Source organism: uncultured Tateyamaria sp., assembly GCF_947503385.1.
Lineage (GTDB): Bacteria > Pseudomonadota > Alphaproteobacteria > Rhodobacterales > Rhodobacteraceae > Tateyamaria.
In genome coordinates, this window is the sequence record NZ_CANNDO010000011.1 from 25,215 (window position 1) to 42,675 (window position 17,461).

Below are 17,461 nucleotides of genomic sequence, written 5' to 3' on the forward strand. Positions count from 1 at the left end.
GCCCGGGTGCGCGTGCCGGGCTGAAGCCCGGCCTACGACAGTTTCGGTATGGCGCGCATCAGCCCACCACGGCCTTAGAAGTTGTCTTCGAACTTCTTGGCGAGGTCTTCGATGTTGTCCGGCGGCCAGTCCTCGACATCCATGCCAAGGTGCAGACCCATGCCCGACAAGACTTCCTTGATCTCGTTCAGCGACTTGCGGCCAAAGTTCGGCGTGCGCAGCATCTCGGCTTCGGTCTTCTGAATGAGGTCCCCAATATAAACGATGTTATCGTTTTTGAGGCAGTTCGCCGAACGCACCGACAGTTCCAGTTCGTCCACTTTCTTGAGCAGAAGCGGGTTGAACTCGAGACCGTCGTCGTCGTCCTGACGCGATGCACTTTCCGGCTCGTCGAAGTTGACGAAGATGCCAAGCTGGTCCTGCAGAATACGCGCGGCAAAGGCCACGGCGTCATCCGGCGTGATGGAGCCATCGGTTTCGACCTTCATGGTCAGCTTGTCATAGTCCAGCACCTGTCCCTCGCGGGTGGGTTGGACATCGTAGCTGACTTTCTTGACGGGCGAATAGATCGCGTCGATCGGGATCAGGCCGATGGGCGCGTCTTCGGGCTTGTTCTTGTCCGCAGACACATAGCCTTTGCCGGTGTTCACCGTCAGCTCCATGTAGACATCCGCACCGTCGTCGAGGTGGCAGATCACGTGGTCGCGATTGAGGATTTCGATGCCCGCGCTTTCCGAGATGTCACCGGCGGTGACAACGCCCGGACCCTTGGCGGAGATCGACAGGCGCTTGGGCCCTTCGACTTCCATGCGGATCGAGACCTGCTTGAGGTTCAGGATGATGTCGGTCACGTCCTCGCGGACACCGGCAACAGACGAGAACTCGTGCAGCACGTTGTCGATTTGCACAGATGTGATCGCGGCACCTTGCAGCGACGACAAAAGCACGCGGCGCAGCGCGTTGCCCATCGTCAAACCAAAGCCGCGTTCCAGCGGTTCGGCGGTGACGGTCGCCTGTCGCGCGGGCTCGTTGCCCGGCTTGACGTCAAGCTGTTGTGGCTTGATCAGTTCGGCCCAGTTTTTGTGGATCATGCGTCCCTCCATTCTTGCCAACGTGCCATGTCCGAGCACGTGGGCTCCCGAGGTTTCAAAATGCGGATCGGGGCCGCACATGATGCACGGCCCCAAAGTATAATCGTTGTCGCTTAGACGCGGCGGCGTTTCGGCGGGCGGCAACCATTGTGGGCAATCGGTGTCACGTCGCGGATGGACGTGATGTTGAACCCAACGGCAGCCAGCGCGCGCAACGCACTCTCGCGGCCAGACCCGGGACCCTGCACTTCAACCTCAAGCGTTTTCACGCCGTGTTCCTGTGCCTTGCGGCCCGCATCCTCGGCAGCCATCTGGGCTGCGTAAGGTGTGGATTTCCGCGAGCCCTTGAAGCCCATTGTACCGGCAGACGACCACGAAATGGCGTTGCCCTGTACGTCCGAGATCAGGATCTTGGTGTTGTTGAACGACGAATTCACGTGGGCAACGCCCGCCGCGATATTCTTGGAGACCTTGCGCTTAGTGCGCCGTGTATCACGTGCCATGAGTGCAGCCCTCCCTTATTTCTTCTTACCGGCAATGGCCTTTGCGGGGCCTTTGCGGGTGCGAGCGTTTGTGTGGGTGCGCTGACCGCGGACGGGCAGGTTGCGGCGATGACGCAGGCCACGGTAGCAGCCAAGGTCCATGAGACGTTTGATGTTCATGGTCGTCTCGCGGCGCAGGTCGCCTTCGACGGTAAAGTGCTCGTCGATATGCTCGCGGATTTTCAGAACTTCTGCATCGCTCAGTTCGTTCACGCGACGGGTCATGTCGATCCCGACGGCTTCACAAATTTTCTGGGCGGAGGTGTTGCCGATGCCTGTGATGTAGGTCAGGGCGATCGGAACACGCTTGGCGGTGGGGATGTTGACCCCTGCAATACGTGCCACGTTTGGCTATCCTTTTCGTTGCGAGCCCGTCATTCCAGGCCCTTTTTTCACAACATAAGGCCCGTGGATTTTGCCCCCGGGCCTGCCGCTGATCAGGTGATCCGACGGGACGCGTTCCCGCCTTTGATTCTCGTTAGAGATGGCGTGGAATAGGCTTAGAAATAGGGGGCGTCAACCCCCACGCTACAGTTCCAAAATGTCCACCGGCAATCCGGGGTCATGACACAACCGACGCCCTCAGTCCTTAAACTTCGTCTCAATCGATTTGAACTGTTTGACCATGCGACGCATCGGAGCATCCAGCACAACTGAGCGCAACCAGATGAGAGGCAATACAGTTAACAATAGCGGCGCTGAAAATGCAGGCACAACCGCGCTTATCGCGATCGCCACTTTCGCTATTGCCAGGCGCGGGAGGTGTAGCCTCAAAGTGGCACCATGCAGTGCCTTTCGCTCCTCAGCGATAAGATCGGCTTAGGCTTCCAATTCAGTTTGAAGCTCTGGATGGCAATCAACTGTTGTCGATGACACCAGCAATCGCCGCCTTCACTTGCCCGATCTCGCCTAGTCCGTCGATCTTGGACAGCTGGCCCTTGGCGTAATAGTAACCGATCAGCGGCGAGGTCTTCTTGTAGTATTCCATCAGCCGGGTCTTGAGGCTTTCCTCATTGTCGTCTGCCCGACGTTTGAAATTGTCTTCGGCCCCGCAATTGGTGCATTTGCCGTCCGCTGGAATGGGCTTGGTGTTGTCGTTGTAGACCTCACCGCACATGCCGCAGGTCGAGCGGGCCACGATGCGGGCGACGAGCGCTTCGTCGTCCACTTCCATCTCGATCACAGCATCGAGGCGTTCACCCTTCTCGGCCAGCAGCTCAGCCAGAGCGTCCGCTTGTGCCAACGTCCGGGGGAAGCCGTCAAAGATAAAGCCGTTGGCCTTGACCGTTTCCAGCTGTTCGCGGATCAGGCCAATGACAATCTCGTCCGTGACCAGCGCACCGCGCGCCATCACGTCAGCCACGATCTGGCCCATTTCTGTCCCGCTGTCCTTGGCGGCGCGCAGCATGTCGCCCGTGCTCAGCTGCACCATGCCGCGCTCTTCCACGAGGAAACGCGCTTGCGTGCCCTTACCCGCGCCCGGCGGGCCCAGCAAAATAATATTCATTGTCGTCCCTATCTCCGGATCGGGCTGCGCTTGCGGCGGCCTTTGCCACCACTCTTACCACGCAATTGCGATCTCTCAATAAGGCCTTCGTATTGATGGGCGAGCAGGTGGCTCTGGACTTGCTGGATCGTATCCATGGTCACGGACACGACAATCAGCACGGACGTGCCGCCAAAGTAGAACGGAATGGCGAATTCACCGCGCAACACTTCGGGCAACAAACACACAAGCGCCAAGTAACCAGAGCCCAGAACGAGGATGCGGTTGACCACATATTCCAGGTACTCTTCGGTCTTTTTGCCGGGGCGGATGCCGGGGACAAAGCCGTTCTGGTTCTTGAGGTTCTCTGCCACGTCTTCGGGTTTGAAGCTGACGTTGAACGTGTAGAAATAGGCAAAGAACACGATCATTGCCGCAAAGAACAACAGGTACAGCGGTTGGCCGGGGCCAAAATTCGCCAGCAACCACGACATGACCGGGCTGGTCGAATTGCCCGAGAAAGTGCTGATCGTGACCGGCAACAGCAACAGCGACGAGGCAAAGATCGCGGGGATCACACCGGCTGGGTTTACCTTGACCGGCAGGTGGGACGAGCCGCCATCATAGACCTTCATGCCAACCTGACGACGGGGGTATTGGATATGGATCTTGCGCAGGGCGCGTTCCATGAACACCACAAAGGTGATGGTCGCAATGACCATGACGATAACGCCCACTATGATTGCCGGGCTCAGCGCGCCGCTGCGACCGCTCGCAAAGAACTGGGCCAAAGCGGCGGGCACTTCGGCGATGATGCCGACAAAGATGATCAGTGAAATACCGTTGCCGATGCCACGTGCGGTGATCTGCTCGCCCAGCCACATCAGGAACATGGTGCCACCCACCAGCGTGATCAGGCAGGCCACACGGAAATAGAGACCCGGATCGGTGACCAGATCGCCCCCCTCAAGGCTGACAGCAAGGCCCCAAGCCTGCAATGTCGCCAGCGCCACGGTGCCATAGCGCGTGTACTGGTTGAGCTTTTTGCGGCCCTGTTCGCCCTCTTTCTTCAGCTGCTTCAGCGGTTCCCACATGGAACCCAAAAGCTGCACGATAATCGAGGCCGAGATGTAGGGCATGATGCCGAGCGCAAAGATGCCCATGCGCCCGAGTGCGCCGCCGGTGAACATGCTGACCATGCCGCCGATGCCCTGCCCCGCACTTTCCATGAACTCCCGCAGGGCCGCGCCATCAATGCCCGGCACCGGGATAAATGTGCCCAAGCGGTAAACGATCAGCAGACCAAGGGTAAACAGGATGCGATTGCGCAGGTCGGTGGCCTTGCCCAGAGCGCTCCAGCTCGTGTTGGCGGCCATGTTCTCGACGGCAGATACCATGCGGGCATGTTCCTTTATGGCAAAACGCCGTCCTGCACGGTTCTCCGGCGGACGGCGTCGGGAAAAACTAGGGACTATGTAAGCCGCGCGGGCGCGGCTCACAAGCCATGGCTCAGCTTACTCGGCGGCCGCTGCGGCAACGGCGAGGCTGCCACCGGCTTTTTCCACGGCTTCAACAGCCGATTTGGATGCGCCAGTCACGGAGATGTCAACTTTGGACGTGATGTCGCCTTTGGCCAGAATACGCACACCGTCACGCTTGCGACGCACGAGACCGGACGCGATCAGCGCATCTTCGTCGATCGCCTTTTTCGCGTCGAGTTTGCCTGCGTCGATGAACTTCTGGATCAGACCAAGGTTCACAACGGCGAATTCTTTGCGGTTGGGCTTGTTAAAGCCCCGCTTGGGCAGACGTTGGTAGAGGGGCATTTGACCGCCTTCGTAGCCATTGATGGCCACGCCGGAACGGGATTTCTGACCTTTGATACCCCGGCCACCCATCTTACCCATGCCCGAACCGGGACCACGGCCGACGCGCTTTTTGCGCTTGGTTGCACCAGGATTGTCCTGCAGCTCATGCAGTTTCATATCGCTTCTCCTTTGCCGGATGTGACCCACGAAGCGATGACGGGCCAACCACGGCGTTTCTTGGTTGATTCTGAACGTGGCACTGGGCCACCGGGGGCGTATAACGTCGTGTCGTGATCCGTGCAAGCGGCAGTGTTGTGGGGCAATTTCGTGTTTTCGTCAGAAAATTTCGGATTGCGGCCCCCAAATTTCGGAAAGGTGGGGTTTTCCTCCATATCGCCTCAGCGCACACTGGCTTACATATTCATCAGGTACTCTTTTTAGACCTCTCAATTTTGAAACGCCCGGCTATTTTGCCGAACTTTTGGGGCACTTTTGAATGCAAGCGTTCTTTTATCTCGACGCAGATGCTCAGCGTATGGTGGGGATGTTATCCGCCGCGCTGAGCATAGTCGCCTACCTGCCGTATATACGTGACATTCTGCGCGGCAAAACCCACCCGCAACGCGCCTCTTGGCTGATCTGGACACTGCTGAGTTCTCTGGCGCTGGCCGCACAATATGCCGAGGGTGCCACAACCACATTGTGGTTTGCAGGGGCACAGGTCGCAGGCACAGTGACGGTGTTCCTGATGTCGATCACCCACGGCAAAGGCGTATTCCTCACCCGCCCAGACGAACGGGTCGTCTGGCTGGCGATCATCGGCCTCGTGGTATGGTACTTTACCGAAAACGCGGCCTATACGCTGGCGCTGACCATCACGATCAGCCTGCTGGGCGGGTCATTGACGGTGATCAAAGCCTTTTGCCGCCCCACCAGCGAAACGCTGGTCAAATGGGGCATTTCCATCATCGCATCCAGCCTGGCCATTCTGTCGGTCGGGCAGGTGGACTGGCTGCTGCTGGCCTATCCGCTGTACTTGTTCACGCTGAACACGATGATTGTCAGCGCGATCCTGAGCGGTCGTGTCGCGGCAGCGCGTAGCAGCGCCCTGCCCTACAGCCGCCATCTGGCCTGACGCACACTGTCCTCCCAGTGCGTCAGGCATAGAAAAAGCCGCCCCCGATCGGAGGGCGGCTTTTGCATGTTGTCGGCGTGTAGTTCAGCCGCGTTCTTCGATGATCTCGACCAGATGCGGGATCTTGCGAACCATGCCGCGGACCGAAGGTGTGTCTTCGAGTTCGCGGGTCTTGTGCATTTTGTTCAGCCCGAGACCGATCAGGGTCGCGCGCTGTTCTGCGGGGCGACGGATGGGCGAACCGATTTGCTTGACGACGATTGTCTTTGCCATCTGACTTAGGCCTCCTCAGCCACTTGAGCCGACGCATCGGGTGCTTCGTCCCGCTTGGGCAGGATATCACCGACCTTCTTGCCACGACGCTGGGCGACCGCGCGCGGCGATTGCTCTTTCTTCAGGCCGTCGATGGTGGCGCGGATCATGTTGTATGGGTTTTGCGAGCCGATGGACTTGGACACAACGTCCTTAATGCCCAGCATTTCGAACACGGCACGCATCGGACCACCGGCGATGATACCGGTACCCTCTGGGGCGGTGCGCATCACAACTTTGCCGGCGCCGTGGCGCCCTTCCATGTCGTGGTGCAGGGTGCGGCCTTCGCGCAGTTGCACGCGGATCATCTGGCGCTTGGCCTGCTCGGTCGCCTTGCGGATCGCCTCGGGCACCTCTTTGGCTTTGCCTTTGCCAAAGCCAACGCGGCCTTTTTGGTCGCCAACAACGACAAGTGCGGCAAAGCCAAAGCGCTTACCACCCTTCACGGTTTTCGACACACGGTTGATCGCGACCAGACGGTCTGCGAATTCAGGGGTTTCGTCACGGTCGCGACGGTTGCCCCGGCGGTTATCACGTTCTGCCATTTGACAGTCCTTATGATGGGTGGCTTGCGCCAGTTCTACTCAATCCTGGTGGGCGGGATGCCCCCGGATCATCGGGGTGGCGCGGACGCCACCCACAGGGTCTTAGATCTTGAGCCCGCCTTCACGCGCAGCGTCGGCCAGAGCCTTCACCTTGCCATGAAAGAGGAAGCCGCCGCGATCGAAATAGGCTTCTTCGACGCCCGCTTTCTTTGCGCGTTCGGCAATCGCTGCACCCACCTTGGCGGCTGCTTCGACGTTGTTCTTGCCCGCCAGCCCGAGGTCTTTTTCGAGGGTGGAGGCCGCGGCCAGGGTTACGCCGTTCTCATCGTCGATCAGCTGAACGCTGATGTTCTTGTTTGAACGGTGCACGGTCAGGCGAGGACGCCCGGCGTTGACCTTGCGCAGTTTGTTCCGGACGCGCAGGCGGCGCTTGAGGAACAGGGTCCGTTTGCTGTTTGCCATCTGTCTGGTCCTTACTTCTTCTTGCCTTCCTTACGGAAGATAAACTCGCCTTTGTAGCGGATGCCTTTGCCCTTGTAGGGCTCGGGCTTGCGCCACTCGCGGATTTTCGCGGCCACTTCGCCGACCTGTTGCTGGTCGATGCCCTCGACCACGATCTCGGTCTGCTTGGGCGCGGTCACTGTAACACCTTCAGGCGCCACAAAGTCCACATCGTGGCTGAGGCCGAGGTTCAGTTTCAGGGTGTTGCCCTGCATCTGAGCCCGGTAACCAACCCCTTGGATTTCAAGCTCTTTCTTGAAACCTTCGGTCACACCCGTCACGCAGTTCTGCACCTGCGTGCGGGACATGCCCCACTGCTGGCGCGCGCGCTTGGACAGGCCGCGGGGTTCGATGGTCACGACGTTGTCTTCGACCTTCAGGGTCACGTCATCTGTGGCGGTGAAGCTGCGGGTGCCCTTGGGCCCTTTCACTTCGATCGTCTGACCGGAGACGGATGCGGAAACACCCGAGGGCAGATCGACCGGTTTCTTACCAATACGAGACATCTGCTGCGCTCCTTAGAAGATCGTGCAAAGCACTTCGCCGCCAACATTGGCCGCTCGTGCATTTGCATCCGACATCACACCTTTGGAGGTGGAGACAATCGACACGCCCAGGCCCTGACGGACCGACGGGATGTCATCTTTGCCCATGTACACGCGACGGCCGGGCTTGGACACGCGCTTGAGTTCGCGGATCACAGGCTCGCCTTCGTAATACTTGAGGCTGATTTCAATAGCGGGGTGGCCGTCCGCACCGGAGGTTTTTTCAAACCCGCGGATATAGCCTTCGTCCGCCAGCACTTCGAGCACGCGCTCGCGCAGTTTGGACGCAGGTGTTTCGACCACGGATTTACCGCGCATCTGGCTGTTGCGGATACGGGTGAGCATATCGCCGATAGGATCATTCATATCTGTCTCTCCCTTACCAGCTGGATTTCACGAGGCCGGGGATCTGGCCCATGGAGCCAAGTTCCCGCAACGCGATACGGCTGATTTTCAGCTTGCGGTAATACGCGTGCGGCCGTCCCGTCAGCTGGCAGCGGTTGTGCAAACGTGTGGCAGAGCTGTTGCGGGGCAGTTTTGCCAGCTTCAGCGACGCGCGAAAGCGCTCTTCCATCGGTTTGCTTTCGTCGGAAATGATTTCCTTGAGCTCAGCGCGCTTGGCAGCATATTTCTCCACCAGCTTTTGACGCTTCACTTCGCGGGCGATCATGGATTTCTTAGCCATTCTCTCTAATCCCTCTTACGCGTTGAAGGGCATGTTGAAGGCTTTCAACAGGCTCTTTGCTTCCGCGTCTGTGTTCGCGGTGGTGGTGATGATGATGTCCATGCCCCAGACCTCGTCGACCTTGTCGAAGTCGATCTCGGGGAACACGATGTGCTCTTTCATGCCCATGGCAAAGTTGCCGCGACCATCAAAGCTGGGCTTCACGCCGCGAAAGTCGCGGACGCGGGGCAGCGCGATGGTGATCAGGCGATCAAGGAATTCGTACATCCGGTCGCCGCGCAGGGTCACCTTGGCGCCCAGAGGCATCTCTTCACGCACCCGGAAACCCGCGATGGATTTCTTGGCGAGCGTTGCCATGGCTTTCTGACCGGCGATTGCGGTCAGGTCCTCGACCGCGGCTTTGGCTTTTTTGCTGTCACGGACAGCCTCGGCGCCACAGCCAATGTTCAGCACGATCTTGTCCAGACGCGGGATCTGCATGTCGTTGCCGTAGCCGAACTCTTCTTTCATCGCGGCACGGATCGTCGACTTGTACTGATCCTTGAGGCGGGGTGTGTAGTTTGCAGTGTCGAGCATCAGATCACGTCCCCTGTTGTCTTGGCAAAGCGCACTTTCTTGTCGCCGTCCATCTTGAAGCCCACGCGCGTGGGTTTGCCGTTGGCATCCAGCAGCGCGAGGTTGCTCAGGTCGACCGGCATCGCCTTGGGAATGCGACCGCCCTGCGATTGCTGTGTTTGACGGGTGGCGCGGATGGCGATGTTGATGCCGTCAACGACGGCTTTGTTCGCCTTGGGGTCAACGGAAGAAATCGTGCCTTCCTTGCCCTTGTCCTTGCCTGTCAGCACGACGACCTTGTCGCCGGATTTCAGTTTCGCAGCCATGTTACAGCACCTCCGGAGCAAGCGAGATGATCTTCATGAAGTTCTTCGCGCGCAGCTCGCGCACGACGGGTCCAAAGATCCGGGTGCCGACGGGCTCGTTGTTGTTGTTCAGGATGACAGCAGCGTTGCGGTCAAAACGGATGGCGGTGCCGTCTTCGCGACGGACCTCTTTGGCGGTGCGCACGACGACGGCCTTGCGGACGTCACCCTTTTTCACGCGACCGCGCGGGATGGCTTCCTTGACCGAAACGACGATGACGTCGCCAACGGATGCGTATTTACGCTTGGAACCACCCAGAACCTTGATGCACTGAACACGGCGTGCGCCGCTGTTGTCAGCAACATCCAGGTTGGTTTGCATCTGGATCATTTGGTTTCTCCCGACCTTTGGGGGGCGATGCGTGCCTGATCCCCAGGGTTTCGATTAATGTGGGCTATGCCGTTGGCTTACGCCTCCAGCACCTCCCAGCGTTTTGTTTTCGACTTGGGCGCGCATTCGATGATGCGGACGCTGTCGCCGACCTTGAACGTGTTTTTCTCGTCGTGCGCCCGGTACTTCTTGGACTTACGAATGGTCTTTTTCAGAACCGGGTGCGTAAAGCGGCGCTCGACGCTCACGGTCACTGTTTGGGCGTTGGCATCGGATGTCACGGTGCCGGTCAGAATACGCTTGGGCATATCGTGTCTTCCTTATTCCGCAGCCGCTCGGGCTTTTTCGTTGAGGATCGTATTGACCCGCGCCACGTCGCGGCGCACCTGGCGCATCCGCGCGGGGTTCTCAAGCGCGCCGGTGGCGGCTTGGAAACGCAGGTTGAAGGCTTCTTTTTTCAAGTTGACCAGTTCATCACGAAGCTGGTCCGGGGTCTTATCCCGAAGTTCCTGGGCGTTCATGCGCCTTTTCCTTTCAACATCACGAGGGAGCCGCCAAAGGCGTGACACCGATTCCCGTGGAGTGGGTGATTAGACGGGCCGTATATGGGGGCACCGGGGGTATGGCAAGTGTGTTTCTTGATTCCATTTCAACACGCCATGCCTGACATGCGCCCTGAATGCGACACTCTCCCGCGTCACCCTCTACCCTATCGAAACACTTAATGAGGCAAAGCAGTTGATGCCTTTGCATTGTAAGCGTTGTTTGGGGTAGCGCCCGCCGCTTTCTGTGACAACAATGATGATGCGGCGACCAACTCCGAAGACACCGCAGTCGACGGTGTCGAATTGGACATCACCGAGATGTGGATCATTCACCGGCACAGATGGAAACAGCATCGTCAGCGTAACGGACCGATCAACGCCTCCGCTGGCGAGGGACAAGACACTTTGATTGTCCGCGCGCATGACGCAGTTATTGAGGCGCCTGATTTCTTTGACGTCAACGGACGTCTGGATGGTATGTCCCGAGGTGGCGTCCCCGCCTTTGCCTTCTTCGAAATCATTGAGTTCGAACCTGGCGTGGACGCGCTTTCAATTGAGGCGGACGCGATCACCGCTGACGGCCGCGCGGCTATAGTAGTGGTTGGATTATCGCGGTACCCCACCCACGGAATTGGTCCTCATCTCTGAATGCACAGCCCAGCAACCTGTTTTGGTCCTCGTGACGTTGAACAGACCCACTGGCGTAAAATGGGACGATATCGAATATGCAAGTGAACCCTGACGCCGGTCGTATCGCTGGCGCTAAAAACGCACAGGTGCCCGTGCGACGGCAGCAAGGCGCAGCAGCGCTGTGACCATCAGCGGGTGCTCAGTCGCAAATGTCGATGCAAAACTCCCGCTCCGCACTGGCCCGGTGTCGCGTTCCACGATATTGAACCGACATGAACATCAAATCCCTCTTCGCCACCCGTCTCTACCACGCCGCACTCTCCGAATTCGCGCCCAAGGTCGCCCCGGACGAGCTGGAACAACACTGCTATGCCATCGCCGAGGATGACGAGGCCGGGCAGGATTGGTGCGAGCGGGAGGGGTATCCGGGCTATACGTCTTATGCCTCGCTTGACGATCTGCCCTGGCGGTTTCCGATCTTTGCCGATCTGGTCAAAGCGCTGGACGCGCATGTTGCGGCATTTGCCAAGGAATTGGCGTTTGATCTGGGCGACAAGGCCCTCAAGCTCGACAGCATCTGGATCAACATCCTGCCTGAGGGCGGCATTCACACCAGCCACATCCACCCGCATTCGGTGATTTCCGGCACGACATATGTTGCGATGCCCGAAGGGACCTCAGCGTTAAAACTCGAAGACCCGCGCCTGCCTATGATGATGGCCTCCCCAAGCCGGACAAAGGATGCGCCCGAGGACCTGCGCCAGTTCCACTATGCCAAACCAAATGTCGGCGACGTGCTGCTGTGGGAAAGCTGGCTGCGGCACGAGGTGCCGATGAACATGGCCGAGGACGAGCGTGTGTCCGTCAGCTTTAACTACAGCTGGGACTAGCTGCCCGTTTTTGGCTTTTCCGCGGCTTTGCGGGCGGCCTTTTCCTCTTTGGTCAGCTTGTTGCCCCATTGGTTGTTGCTGAGGCCAAGCCCTTCGGGCATCGGTTTGGTTTTGCCCTTTTTGACCTCCCCTCCTTTGTCGAGGAACGCCTGTATCAGATCGTCGTCGGTGGTTGGTTTAGGCACCTGTTTCATCTGAAGACCTTTTTATGAGGCGACACTGCGATCAGCGTAACAGAGATTGCTGTATCTGGCTGCAAATGTTTGCCGGAACCTGTCAGACCCAAGGTGATCCGCCCTGCGGGGAACGGCTGGTGCTCGGCGTCACGCGGTCAGGCGATGGCGCGAGATTTGGTGAAAACTCCCGGTCTCGTCCTCGCCCAGAAGGGTCAGGCCATTGATCGTGTAAGGGCTCAATGACAGCTTGGCCAGTTGCGGGGCCAACACCGCTTCGGCGCGGGTCGCGGTGTCCGGGTCGAGCCGTCCGGTCAGGGTCAGATGGAACCGAAATGCATCAAGGACATATGGATAGCCCCACAGCACCAGCAGCGCATCCTGTTCTGGAGTGAGCCGTGCCGCACGGCGTTTTGCCAGTTCAGCGTCCGTCAGCGGCGCGCGAAAGCCGTCCAGTTCCTGCACCGCGCGCGCCGCAAGGCAGGCAAGCGCGGCCATGTCGCCCTCCGGCACAAGCGCAAGGAACCGGCCAAGGCGCGCAAGGTGCAATCCGTCCAGTGTGACAGGGGCCGCGTCCGCGCAAAGCGCCGCCAGTGCCTGCGCAAGCGCGTCGGGCCTGTGTCCGTCCGCCAGCCGGAACGGCGGTTTGATCGTGCCGTGGAACCCGTATTTGCGTGGCGTATCGGTGATCGCGGCCCTGTCGACCCCATCCGCCGCCGGGTCTGACACCGGCGCGCCTGTGGCGCTGTCCCAGCCCAGCCAGCTTGCGCCGAATACAGCAAGCGCGCTGCCCGGTTCGGGCGTATAGTAGATTGCGTAGCGTCGAAACATGTCCCGCCATTTCAGCTGCCGATGTGACAGGGTCATGACACAGGACGTACGGCGCGCCAATGCCTACCGCTGGTATAGGCGGAGTGGTGATGTCGGGCCACCTGAGACAATCGGAACATGGGGTGGCGTCCGGCCCGCGCAACGCTGCTGGCTCCAAGGGGCGCGCGGGTTGCAAGCGTATTGGCTGCCCGTGCACGATCAGATCGCGTGACCCGCCCATATGCCGGATGGCACCATCACCTCCCCCCGCGCCAGAAGGCGGGCCGTGCGTGTCACCCCGGCGGATATGAACTGAAACCCGTCCGCGCCATATTCGAACTGCACCAACACATCCATCGTGCCCATCGGGTGTTCGAGGGTGAAGGTTGCGGGGCTTTCTGTCGGGCGGCGCGCCAGATCATAGGCCACGGTGCCCGGCGCCAGCGCGCAGGCGGTCAGGCATTGCGATCCGGTGACGGCCAGCGTCGGGTGCGTGGTCCACGGCATAAAGTAACGCGCGGCCATATGGCCTGCATGGGCCGGTTCGGCCACCAGACCCACCTTGGGCACAACGGATTTGGTGACATCGCCCAATCCCATGCGCTGGCCCGATTCGAGGCGCAGCGCCTCGATCCGCTTAAATAGGCCCGCGTTGTCATCCAAGTCCTGTTGGCTTTCGTGGCCCGTGATCCCAAGGTCTGCGGCGCGCGCGATCATCATTGGCATCGCAACATCAATGCAGGTGACCGCGACCCCGTTGATCGTTTCGCAGGCGGCCCCGGTGGGAAAAAGCGCGCCTGTGCGCGACCCCACGACTTCCATGAAGTTCAGCGCCACCGGCGCCGCGGTCCCCGGCACGCCGTCAATGGCGACCTCTCCGTCATAGCGCACCGAACCGCCGGGGGTCTGGACCACGGCCTCGACCAAAGCGCCGGTGTTGACCGCGCGGATGCGCAGAGACGTCGTGTCGCCTGCGACGGGCACCAACCCCATTTCAATCGCGGCAGGTCCGACACCGACGAGGATGTTTCCACAGGTCGGGGCAAAATCCACCAGACGGTCTTCGACGGCCACTTGGGCAAAGAAGTAGTCTATGTCTGCCTCGGGGTCGTCGGATGCGGACAGCATGGCAACTTTGGTTGTGACCGCGTTGCCGCCGCCCAGACCGTCAATATTGCGCGGGTTGCCGGCACCCATGACCGTTGCAAGAACCTGCGCCAATGTCTCCCGGTCTTCGGGCAGATCGGCCCGGTTGAAATACGGGCCACGCGAGGTGCCCCCGCGCAGGAAAAGGTAGGGGATGGCGGTTTGTGTCATGTCGTTTCCATATGCTGGGCAACGGCTGCGGCAAAGGCCTGCGTGCCCAGCGTACCACCCAGATCAGCCGTGCGCAGGTCGGGGTCCGACAGGCAGGTCGCGATGGCATTTGTGATCCGGTCCGCCGCATCCGCTTCGTCCAGATGGCGCAAGAGCATTCCCAGAGAAAGGATCAGCGACGTCGGATTGGCAAGGTCCATACCGGCAATGGCAGGGGCTGATCCATGCTGCGCTTGCGCCGCCACCGCCTCCGGTCCGCGGTTCAGCGACCCGGCAAGGCCAAGGCCCCCGGCAAGTTCCGATGCCAGATCGCTGAGGATATCACCAAACATGTTGGTGGTCACGATCACATCGAAACGGGCCGCGTCACGCACCAAAAGGGCCGCGGACGCGTCTACAAGCTCTTCGTCATAACTCACTTCGGGATAGAGCCGTGCCACATCCCGCACGGTGTCAAGGAACAGCCCATCCGACAGGCGCATGACGTTGGCCTTGTGCACCGCCGTCACCTTGCGCGCGGGGCGCTGCATGGCAATCTCGAACGCCGCTTCGGCAATCCGGCGAGAGCCCGCCTCGGTGATTTTGCGGGTGGCCAACGCAACGCCCGGTACCGGCATCACCTCGCCCGCGCCCACATGCATGTTGCGGTCGGCGTAGAACCCTTCGAGGTTCTCGCGCACGACCACAAGATCAATGGGCGTCTGCGACGGACAGGGCAGCCCATCCCACGCCCGCGCGGGCCGGATGTTTGCGAAAAGATCAAGCGCACCACGCAACACGCCAGACGGGTTCAGCCCGCCCATGTCACGCTCCGGATAGGCGTTGTGTGACACTGGCCCCAGCAGCACACCGTCTACCGCGCGGGCTTGGGAGATGACGTCGTCGGTGATGGTGGTGCCGTAGAGTTCGTGGGCGGCAAAGCCTATTTCTGCCGTTTCGACCCGAATACCGCGCACGATAAACGGGCGCGCCGCGTCGAGCACAGTCATCGTCGCGGCCATGATCTCGGGGCCGATCCCGTCGCCGTCGAGGCGTAGGAAAGTCAGGTCAGCGGCCATGGCAAGTCAACATAGCTTTGCAGGAGCCCCGGAGGAAAGTCACGGTTGAGCAGCGCCGCCATTCCACACATAAAGGCGATCCCGGCGACCGTGTACGCGGCAGCAAACCCGGCGCTGCGGCCTGCGCGCACCTTGATGAAGGCAAAGAGGAAGAGGCCCAGAGCGAGAATGAACCCAAGCATCGCCGTCAGCGCCAAGAGACCCGCGAACCATGCAAGCGTGGACCATAAACCGTGGCTGTTGACCTCCGCATCCGTAACCTCCCTATCGGCAAAAAGCGGATGTGCCTCCTCGCGGATCATCATCTGCACGACAAGGACCAGCGCGCCGACCACCGCGATGCCCGCCACGAACATCGGGAACACCCGGTCGCGCCACGCATAGTCGGGGATGGTCCAAGCGTTGGCGAATGCGGTCACGAGAAAGGCCAGCACCACCAGCAGGAAGATAAACGGCGCGCGCTTGGTGCCCGCCTGCACTTCGCCTTCAGCCATGATTTGTTTGGCCTGTCGCAAGCCGACGACGACAGAGATCACGGTGATGATCAACAGCACGATCACGATGGGGGAAAAGATATACTCCATCCCCTCGCCCATGCTTTTGCGGAACCGCGACTGCGCGATCTGCACGGCTTGGTTGGCATAGTTCTCCGCCGGGTTCGACAGCACGAAACCGATCAGAAAGGCCGGGCGCGACCAGTCAAAGCGGCGCATCATTATACCGAGCAGCCCGATACCCAGCAGGGCCACGAGGTCCATCAGGTTTTGGCCCGACTGGAACGCGGCAAAGCTGATGATCATGAACAGGAACGGCGCCAAAAGGCCAAAGGGGATGGTTGTCAGGCGCGCGATGCCACCCGAGGCCGCGATACAAATCAGTGTGCCCACCACATTGGCCAGCGCCAGCAGCCACACGATGGCATAGGTAATGTCGAGGTTGTTTTGCAGCATCGAGGGACCGACCTCGATATTGCCCGAACCCAACAGGGCAATCGCCCCGATAAAGATCGCCATGGAGCCGGAGCCGGGAATACCGAACAGCAACGTGGGCACCAGCCCGCCGCCTTCCTTGGCATTGTTCGAGCTTTCCGGCCCGATCACGCCGCGGATCTCACCGCTGCCGAACTTGGACTTGTCCTTGGTTGTCTGTACCGCGTGGCCGTAGGCGATCCAGTCCACGACCGACCCGCCCAAGCCGGGGATCACACCAACGACGACACCGATGATCGAGCACCGCACTGACAGCCAGATATTGGCAAACCAGTCGCGCACGCCGCTGAGCCAGCCGCCACCCAGCGGCGAGCGATCCGAGATGGATCGGTCCTGCCGCAGCAGCGCCACGATCTCGGGAATGGCAAAAATGCCAAGGCCCACGATAACCAGTTTCAGCCCGTCGCCCATATATTGATAGACGGTGAAGGCCGCCGTGCCACTGTCCGCATAGACCCAGTCTGACGGGATCATGCGCAATTCACCTTCAAACGCGCCCTCGCCAATGACACCGACAAGCATACCCAGCGCTGCGGCCACAAGACCCTTGAGCGCGACCCGCCCGGCGAGGATACCCACCATCGACAGGCCAAAGATGGTGATCATCAAGAGTTCCGGCGTGCGGAATTCCAGCACGATGGGACGGGCCACGAGGATGAACAGCGTTAGAAACGCCGCGCCCACAAGGCCACCGAACAGCGATGAGGCAAAGGCGGCGGACAAGGCCCGCGCCGCCTCCCCTTTCTTGGCCATGGGAAAGCCATCCAGCACAGTCGCCTGAGACGCCGATGACCCCGGTATCCCCATCAGAACGGACGCAAACGTATCCGACGTCGGCACCACTGCGACCATGCCAATCATCAGCGCCAGACCCAGAACCGGGTCCATGCCGAACATGAACGGCAACAGCAACGACAGGCCCGCAATGCCCCCCAATCCAGGGAAGACGCCCACACACAGGCCCATGACCACGCCCATCACCAGATAGCCCAGCACAACGGGTTGCAGGATCAGCCCTGCGGCATCTCCGAGAGCGGGCAAAGCAAGGGTGAAAAAGTCCATGGGGGGGCTCCTTGGCGGAGGGCAGGCCGCGCGCAACGTGCAACCGGAACGTAGGGCGGGCTTAAGCCCGCCCTACCGCTTAAATC

25 protein-coding genes are annotated in these 17,461 nt (G+C 60.2%); 3 read left to right on the plus strand and 22 right to left on the minus strand.

Features of this window, described 5'->3' with window-relative positions; translation table 11 throughout:
* Window positions 1–74: 74 nt before the first annotated feature.
* The 6 genes from Q1A85_RS21345 to rplO all read right to left on the minus strand — a co-directional run bounded on the left by Q1A85_RS21345 (window position 75) and on the right by rplO (window position 5,104).
* Window positions 75–1,091, minus strand: a complete 1,017-nt coding sequence (locus Q1A85_RS21345; RefSeq protein WP_299694588.1) for a DNA-directed RNA polymerase subunit alpha — start codon at window positions 1,089–1,091, stop codon at window positions 75–77.
* A 113-nt stretch (window positions 1,092–1,204) separates the two neighbouring features.
* Window positions 1,205–1,594, minus strand: coding sequence for a 30S ribosomal protein S11 (rpsK, locus tag Q1A85_RS21350; RefSeq protein ID WP_299694591.1), 390 nt, complete (start codon window positions 1,592–1,594; stop codon window positions 1,205–1,207).
* A 15-nt stretch (window positions 1,595–1,609) separates the two neighbouring features.
* Window positions 1,610–1,978 (minus strand): 30S ribosomal protein S13, encoded by a 369-nt coding sequence (gene rpsM / locus Q1A85_RS21355; protein WP_299694594.1) that lies wholly within the window; start codon window positions 1,976–1,978, stop codon window positions 1,610–1,612.
* Between the two features lie 511 nt (window positions 1,979–2,489).
* Window positions 2,490–3,140 carry an adenylate kinase gene (locus Q1A85_RS21360; protein WP_299694597.1) on the minus strand — a complete coding sequence of 217 codons (651 nt, stop codon included), beginning with the start codon at window positions 3,138–3,140 and terminating at the stop codon, window positions 2,490–2,492.
* 8 nt (window positions 3,141–3,148) lie between these two features.
* Window positions 3,149–4,516: a preprotein translocase subunit SecY gene (gene secY / locus Q1A85_RS21365; protein WP_299694600.1), complete on the minus strand. Its 1,368-nt coding sequence runs from the start codon at window positions 4,514–4,516 to the stop codon at window positions 3,149–3,151.
* Window positions 4,517–4,633: 117 nt separating this feature from the next.
* Window positions 4,634–5,104: a 50S ribosomal protein L15 gene (gene rplO, locus Q1A85_RS21370; protein ID WP_299694603.1), complete on the minus strand. Its 471-nt coding sequence runs from the start codon at window positions 5,102–5,104 to the stop codon at window positions 4,634–4,636.
* A gap of 319 nt (window positions 5,105–5,423) precedes the next feature.
* Here rplO and Q1A85_RS21375 point away from each other — a divergent pair, with 319 nt between their 5' ends.
* Window positions 5,424–6,062, plus strand: coding sequence for a hypothetical protein (locus tag Q1A85_RS21375; protein ID WP_299694606.1), 639 nt, complete (start codon window positions 5,424–5,426; stop codon window positions 6,060–6,062).
* A gap of 84 nt (window positions 6,063–6,146) precedes the next feature.
* Here Q1A85_RS21375 and rpmD read toward each other — a convergent pair whose 3' ends face one another.
* From rpmD to rpmC, 11 genes are all read right to left on the minus strand, one after another.
* The gene (rpmD, locus tag Q1A85_RS21380; protein ID WP_299694609.1) at window positions 6,147–6,335 is read right to left on the minus strand and encodes a 50S ribosomal protein L30; all 189 of its coding nucleotides are present in this window, start codon (window positions 6,333–6,335) and stop codon (window positions 6,147–6,149) included.
* Window positions 6,336–6,340: 5 nt separating this feature from the next.
* Window positions 6,341–6,919, minus strand: coding sequence for a 30S ribosomal protein S5 (gene rpsE / locus Q1A85_RS21385; RefSeq protein ID WP_299694611.1), 579 nt, complete (start codon window positions 6,917–6,919; stop codon window positions 6,341–6,343).
* 102 nt (window positions 6,920–7,021) lie between these two features.
* A complete protein-coding gene (gene rplR, locus Q1A85_RS21390) occupies window positions 7,022–7,381 on the minus strand; it encodes a 50S ribosomal protein L18 (protein WP_299694614.1) in 360 nt (119 codons plus the stop codon).
* Between the two features lie 11 nt (window positions 7,382–7,392).
* The gene (gene rplF / locus Q1A85_RS21395) at window positions 7,393–7,926 is read right to left on the minus strand and encodes a 50S ribosomal protein L6 (RefSeq protein WP_299694617.1); all 534 of its coding nucleotides are present in this window, start codon (window positions 7,924–7,926) and stop codon (window positions 7,393–7,395) included.
* 12 nt (window positions 7,927–7,938) lie between these two features.
* Complete coding sequence (rpsH, locus tag Q1A85_RS21400; RefSeq protein ID WP_299694620.1) at window positions 7,939–8,331, minus strand: 30S ribosomal protein S8; 393 nt, start codon at window positions 8,329–8,331, stop codon at window positions 7,939–7,941.
* Between the two features lie 13 nt (window positions 8,332–8,344).
* Entirely contained in the window at window positions 8,345–8,650 is a 306-nt protein-coding gene (gene rpsN, locus Q1A85_RS21405) for a 30S ribosomal protein S14 (RefSeq protein ID WP_299694623.1), read from the minus strand.
* Window positions 8,651–8,665: 15 nt separating this feature from the next.
* Window positions 8,666–9,226: a 50S ribosomal protein L5 gene (gene rplE, locus Q1A85_RS21410; protein ID WP_299694626.1), complete on the minus strand. Its 561-nt coding sequence runs from the start codon at window positions 9,224–9,226 to the stop codon at window positions 8,666–8,668.
* Window positions 9,226–9,531: a 50S ribosomal protein L24 gene (rplX, locus tag Q1A85_RS21415; protein ID WP_299694629.1), complete on the minus strand. Its 306-nt coding sequence runs from the start codon at window positions 9,529–9,531 to the stop codon at window positions 9,226–9,228. Before rplX ends, rplE begins: the two co-directional genes overlap by 1 nt.
* A 1-nt stretch (window position 9,532) precedes the next feature.
* Window positions 9,533–9,901, minus strand: coding sequence for a 50S ribosomal protein L14 (gene rplN / locus Q1A85_RS21420; protein WP_106609251.1), 369 nt, complete (start codon window positions 9,899–9,901; stop codon window positions 9,533–9,535).
* A gap of 77 nt (window positions 9,902–9,978) precedes the next feature.
* Complete coding sequence (gene rpsQ / locus Q1A85_RS21425; protein ID WP_249706690.1) at window positions 9,979–10,209, minus strand: 30S ribosomal protein S17; 231 nt, start codon at window positions 10,207–10,209, stop codon at window positions 9,979–9,981.
* Between the two features lie 12 nt (window positions 10,210–10,221).
* A complete protein-coding gene (gene rpmC / locus Q1A85_RS21430; protein WP_299694645.1) occupies window positions 10,222–10,422 on the minus strand; it encodes a 50S ribosomal protein L29 in 201 nt (66 codons plus the stop codon).
* A gap of 327 nt (window positions 10,423–10,749) precedes the next feature.
* Between rpmC and Q1A85_RS21435 the strand changes: the two genes are divergently transcribed.
* Both Q1A85_RS21435 and Q1A85_RS21440 read left to right on the plus strand, forming a co-directional pair.
* Complete coding sequence (locus Q1A85_RS21435) at window positions 10,750–11,094, plus strand: hypothetical protein (RefSeq protein ID WP_299694648.1); 345 nt, start codon at window positions 10,750–10,752, stop codon at window positions 11,092–11,094.
* Window positions 11,095–11,348: 254 nt separating this feature from the next.
* A complete protein-coding gene (locus Q1A85_RS21440) occupies window positions 11,349–11,966 on the plus strand; it encodes a TIGR02466 family protein (RefSeq protein ID WP_299694651.1) in 618 nt (205 codons plus the stop codon).
* Here Q1A85_RS21440 and Q1A85_RS21445 read toward each other — a convergent pair.
* From Q1A85_RS21445 to Q1A85_RS21465, 5 genes are all read right to left on the minus strand, one after another.
* A complete protein-coding gene (locus Q1A85_RS21445; RefSeq protein ID WP_299694654.1) occupies window positions 11,963–12,160 on the minus strand; it encodes a hypothetical protein in 198 nt (65 codons plus the stop codon). The two genes, Q1A85_RS21440 and Q1A85_RS21445, sit on opposite strands and share 4 nt — an antisense overlap.
* 129 nt (window positions 12,161–12,289) lie before the next feature.
* Complete coding sequence (locus Q1A85_RS21450) at window positions 12,290–12,970, minus strand: DUF1045 domain-containing protein (RefSeq protein ID WP_299694656.1); 681 nt, start codon at window positions 12,968–12,970, stop codon at window positions 12,290–12,292.
* Window positions 12,971–13,168: 198 nt separating this feature from the next.
* Window positions 13,169–14,266, minus strand: a complete 1,098-nt coding sequence (locus tag Q1A85_RS21455) for a 4-oxalomesaconate tautomerase (RefSeq protein ID WP_299694659.1) — start codon at window positions 14,264–14,266, stop codon at window positions 13,169–13,171.
* Entirely contained in the window at window positions 14,263–15,324 is a 1,062-nt protein-coding gene (locus Q1A85_RS21460; RefSeq protein WP_299694662.1) for an isocitrate/isopropylmalate dehydrogenase family protein, read from the minus strand. The genes Q1A85_RS21455 and Q1A85_RS21460 overlap by 4 nt, the downstream gene beginning before the upstream one ends.
* Window positions 15,309–17,375 carry a tripartite tricarboxylate transporter permease gene (locus Q1A85_RS21465; RefSeq protein WP_299694665.1) on the minus strand — a complete coding sequence of 689 codons (2,067 nt, stop codon included), beginning with the start codon at window positions 17,373–17,375 and terminating at the stop codon, window positions 15,309–15,311. The genes Q1A85_RS21460 and Q1A85_RS21465 overlap by 16 nt, the downstream gene beginning before the upstream one ends.
* Window positions 17,376–17,461 lie beyond the last annotated feature (86 nt).

Bases quoted from the DNA above. Each gene is read 5' to 3' on its own strand.
- rplR (WP_299694614.1), bottom strand. From the start codon at position 7,381: ATGGCAAACAGCAAACGGACCCTGTTCCTCAAGCGCCGCCTGCGCGTC.
- rpsN (WP_299694623.1), bottom strand. From the start codon at position 8,650: ATGGCTAAGAAATCCATGATCGCCCGCGAAGTGAAGCGTCAAAAGCTG.
- rplX (WP_299694629.1), bottom strand. From the start codon at position 9,531: ATGGCTGCGAAACTGAAATCCGGCGACAAGGTCGTCGTGCTGACAGGC.
- rpmD (WP_299694609.1), bottom strand. From the start codon at position 6,335: ATGGCAAAGACAATCGTCGTCAAGCAAATCGGTTCGCCCATCCGTCGC.
- rpsE (WP_299694611.1), bottom strand. From the start codon at position 6,919: ATGGCAGAACGTGATAACCGCCGGGGCAACCGTCGCGACCGTGACGAA.
- rpsK (WP_299694591.1), bottom strand. From the start codon at position 1,594: ATGGCACGTGATACACGGCGCACTAAGCGCAAGGTCTCCAAGAATATC.
- Q1A85_RS21445 (WP_299694654.1), bottom strand. From the start codon at position 12,160: ATGAAACAGGTGCCTAAACCAACCACCGACGACGATCTGATACAGGCG.
- rpsQ (WP_249706690.1), bottom strand. From the start codon at position 10,209: ATGCCCAAGCGTATTCTGACCGGCACCGTGACATCCGATGCCAACGCC.
- Q1A85_RS21440 (WP_299694651.1), top strand. From the start codon at position 11,349: ATGAACATCAAATCCCTCTTCGCCACCCGTCTCTACCACGCCGCACTC.
- Q1A85_RS21360 (WP_299694597.1), bottom strand. From the start codon at position 3,140: ATGAATATTATTTTGCTGGGCCCGCCGGGCGCGGGTAAGGGCACGCAA.
- rpmC (WP_299694645.1), bottom strand. From the start codon at position 10,422: ATGAACGCCCAGGAACTTCGGGATAAGACCCCGGACCAGCTTCGTGAT.
- Q1A85_RS21460 (WP_299694662.1), bottom strand. From the start codon at position 15,324: ATGGCCGCTGACCTGACTTTCCTACGCCTCGACGGCGACGGGATCGGC.
- rplF (WP_299694617.1), bottom strand. From the start codon at position 7,926: ATGTCTCGTATTGGTAAGAAACCGGTCGATCTGCCCTCGGGTGTTTCC.
- secY (WP_299694600.1), bottom strand. From the start codon at position 4,516: ATGGTATCTGCCGTCGAGAACATGGCCGCCAACACGAGCTGGAGCGCT.
- Q1A85_RS21455 (WP_299694659.1), bottom strand. From the start codon at position 14,266: ATGACACAAACCGCCATCCCCTACCTTTTCCTGCGCGGGGGCACCTCG.
- Q1A85_RS21375 (WP_299694606.1), top strand. From the start codon at position 5,424: ATGCAAGCGTTCTTTTATCTCGACGCAGATGCTCAGCGTATGGTGGGG.
- rplN (WP_106609251.1), bottom strand. From the start codon at position 9,901: ATGATCCAGATGCAAACCAACCTGGATGTTGCTGACAACAGCGGCGCA.
- rplE (WP_299694626.1), bottom strand. From the start codon at position 9,226: ATGCTCGACACTGCAAACTACACACCCCGCCTCAAGGATCAGTACAAG.
- Q1A85_RS21450 (WP_299694656.1), bottom strand. From the start codon at position 12,970: ATGTTTCGACGCTACGCAATCTACTATACGCCCGAACCGGGCAGCGCG.
- rplO (WP_299694603.1), bottom strand. From the start codon at position 5,104: ATGAAACTGCATGAGCTGCAGGACAATCCTGGTGCAACCAAGCGCAAA.
- Q1A85_RS21345 (WP_299694588.1), bottom strand. From the start codon at position 1,091: ATGATCCACAAAAACTGGGCCGAACTGATCAAGCCACAACAGCTTGAC.
- rpsH (WP_299694620.1), bottom strand. From the start codon at position 8,331: ATGAATGATCCTATCGGCGATATGCTCACCCGTATCCGCAACAGCCAG.
- Q1A85_RS21465 (WP_299694665.1), bottom strand. From the start codon at position 17,375: ATGGACTTTTTCACCCTTGCTTTGCCCGCTCTCGGAGATGCCGCAGGG.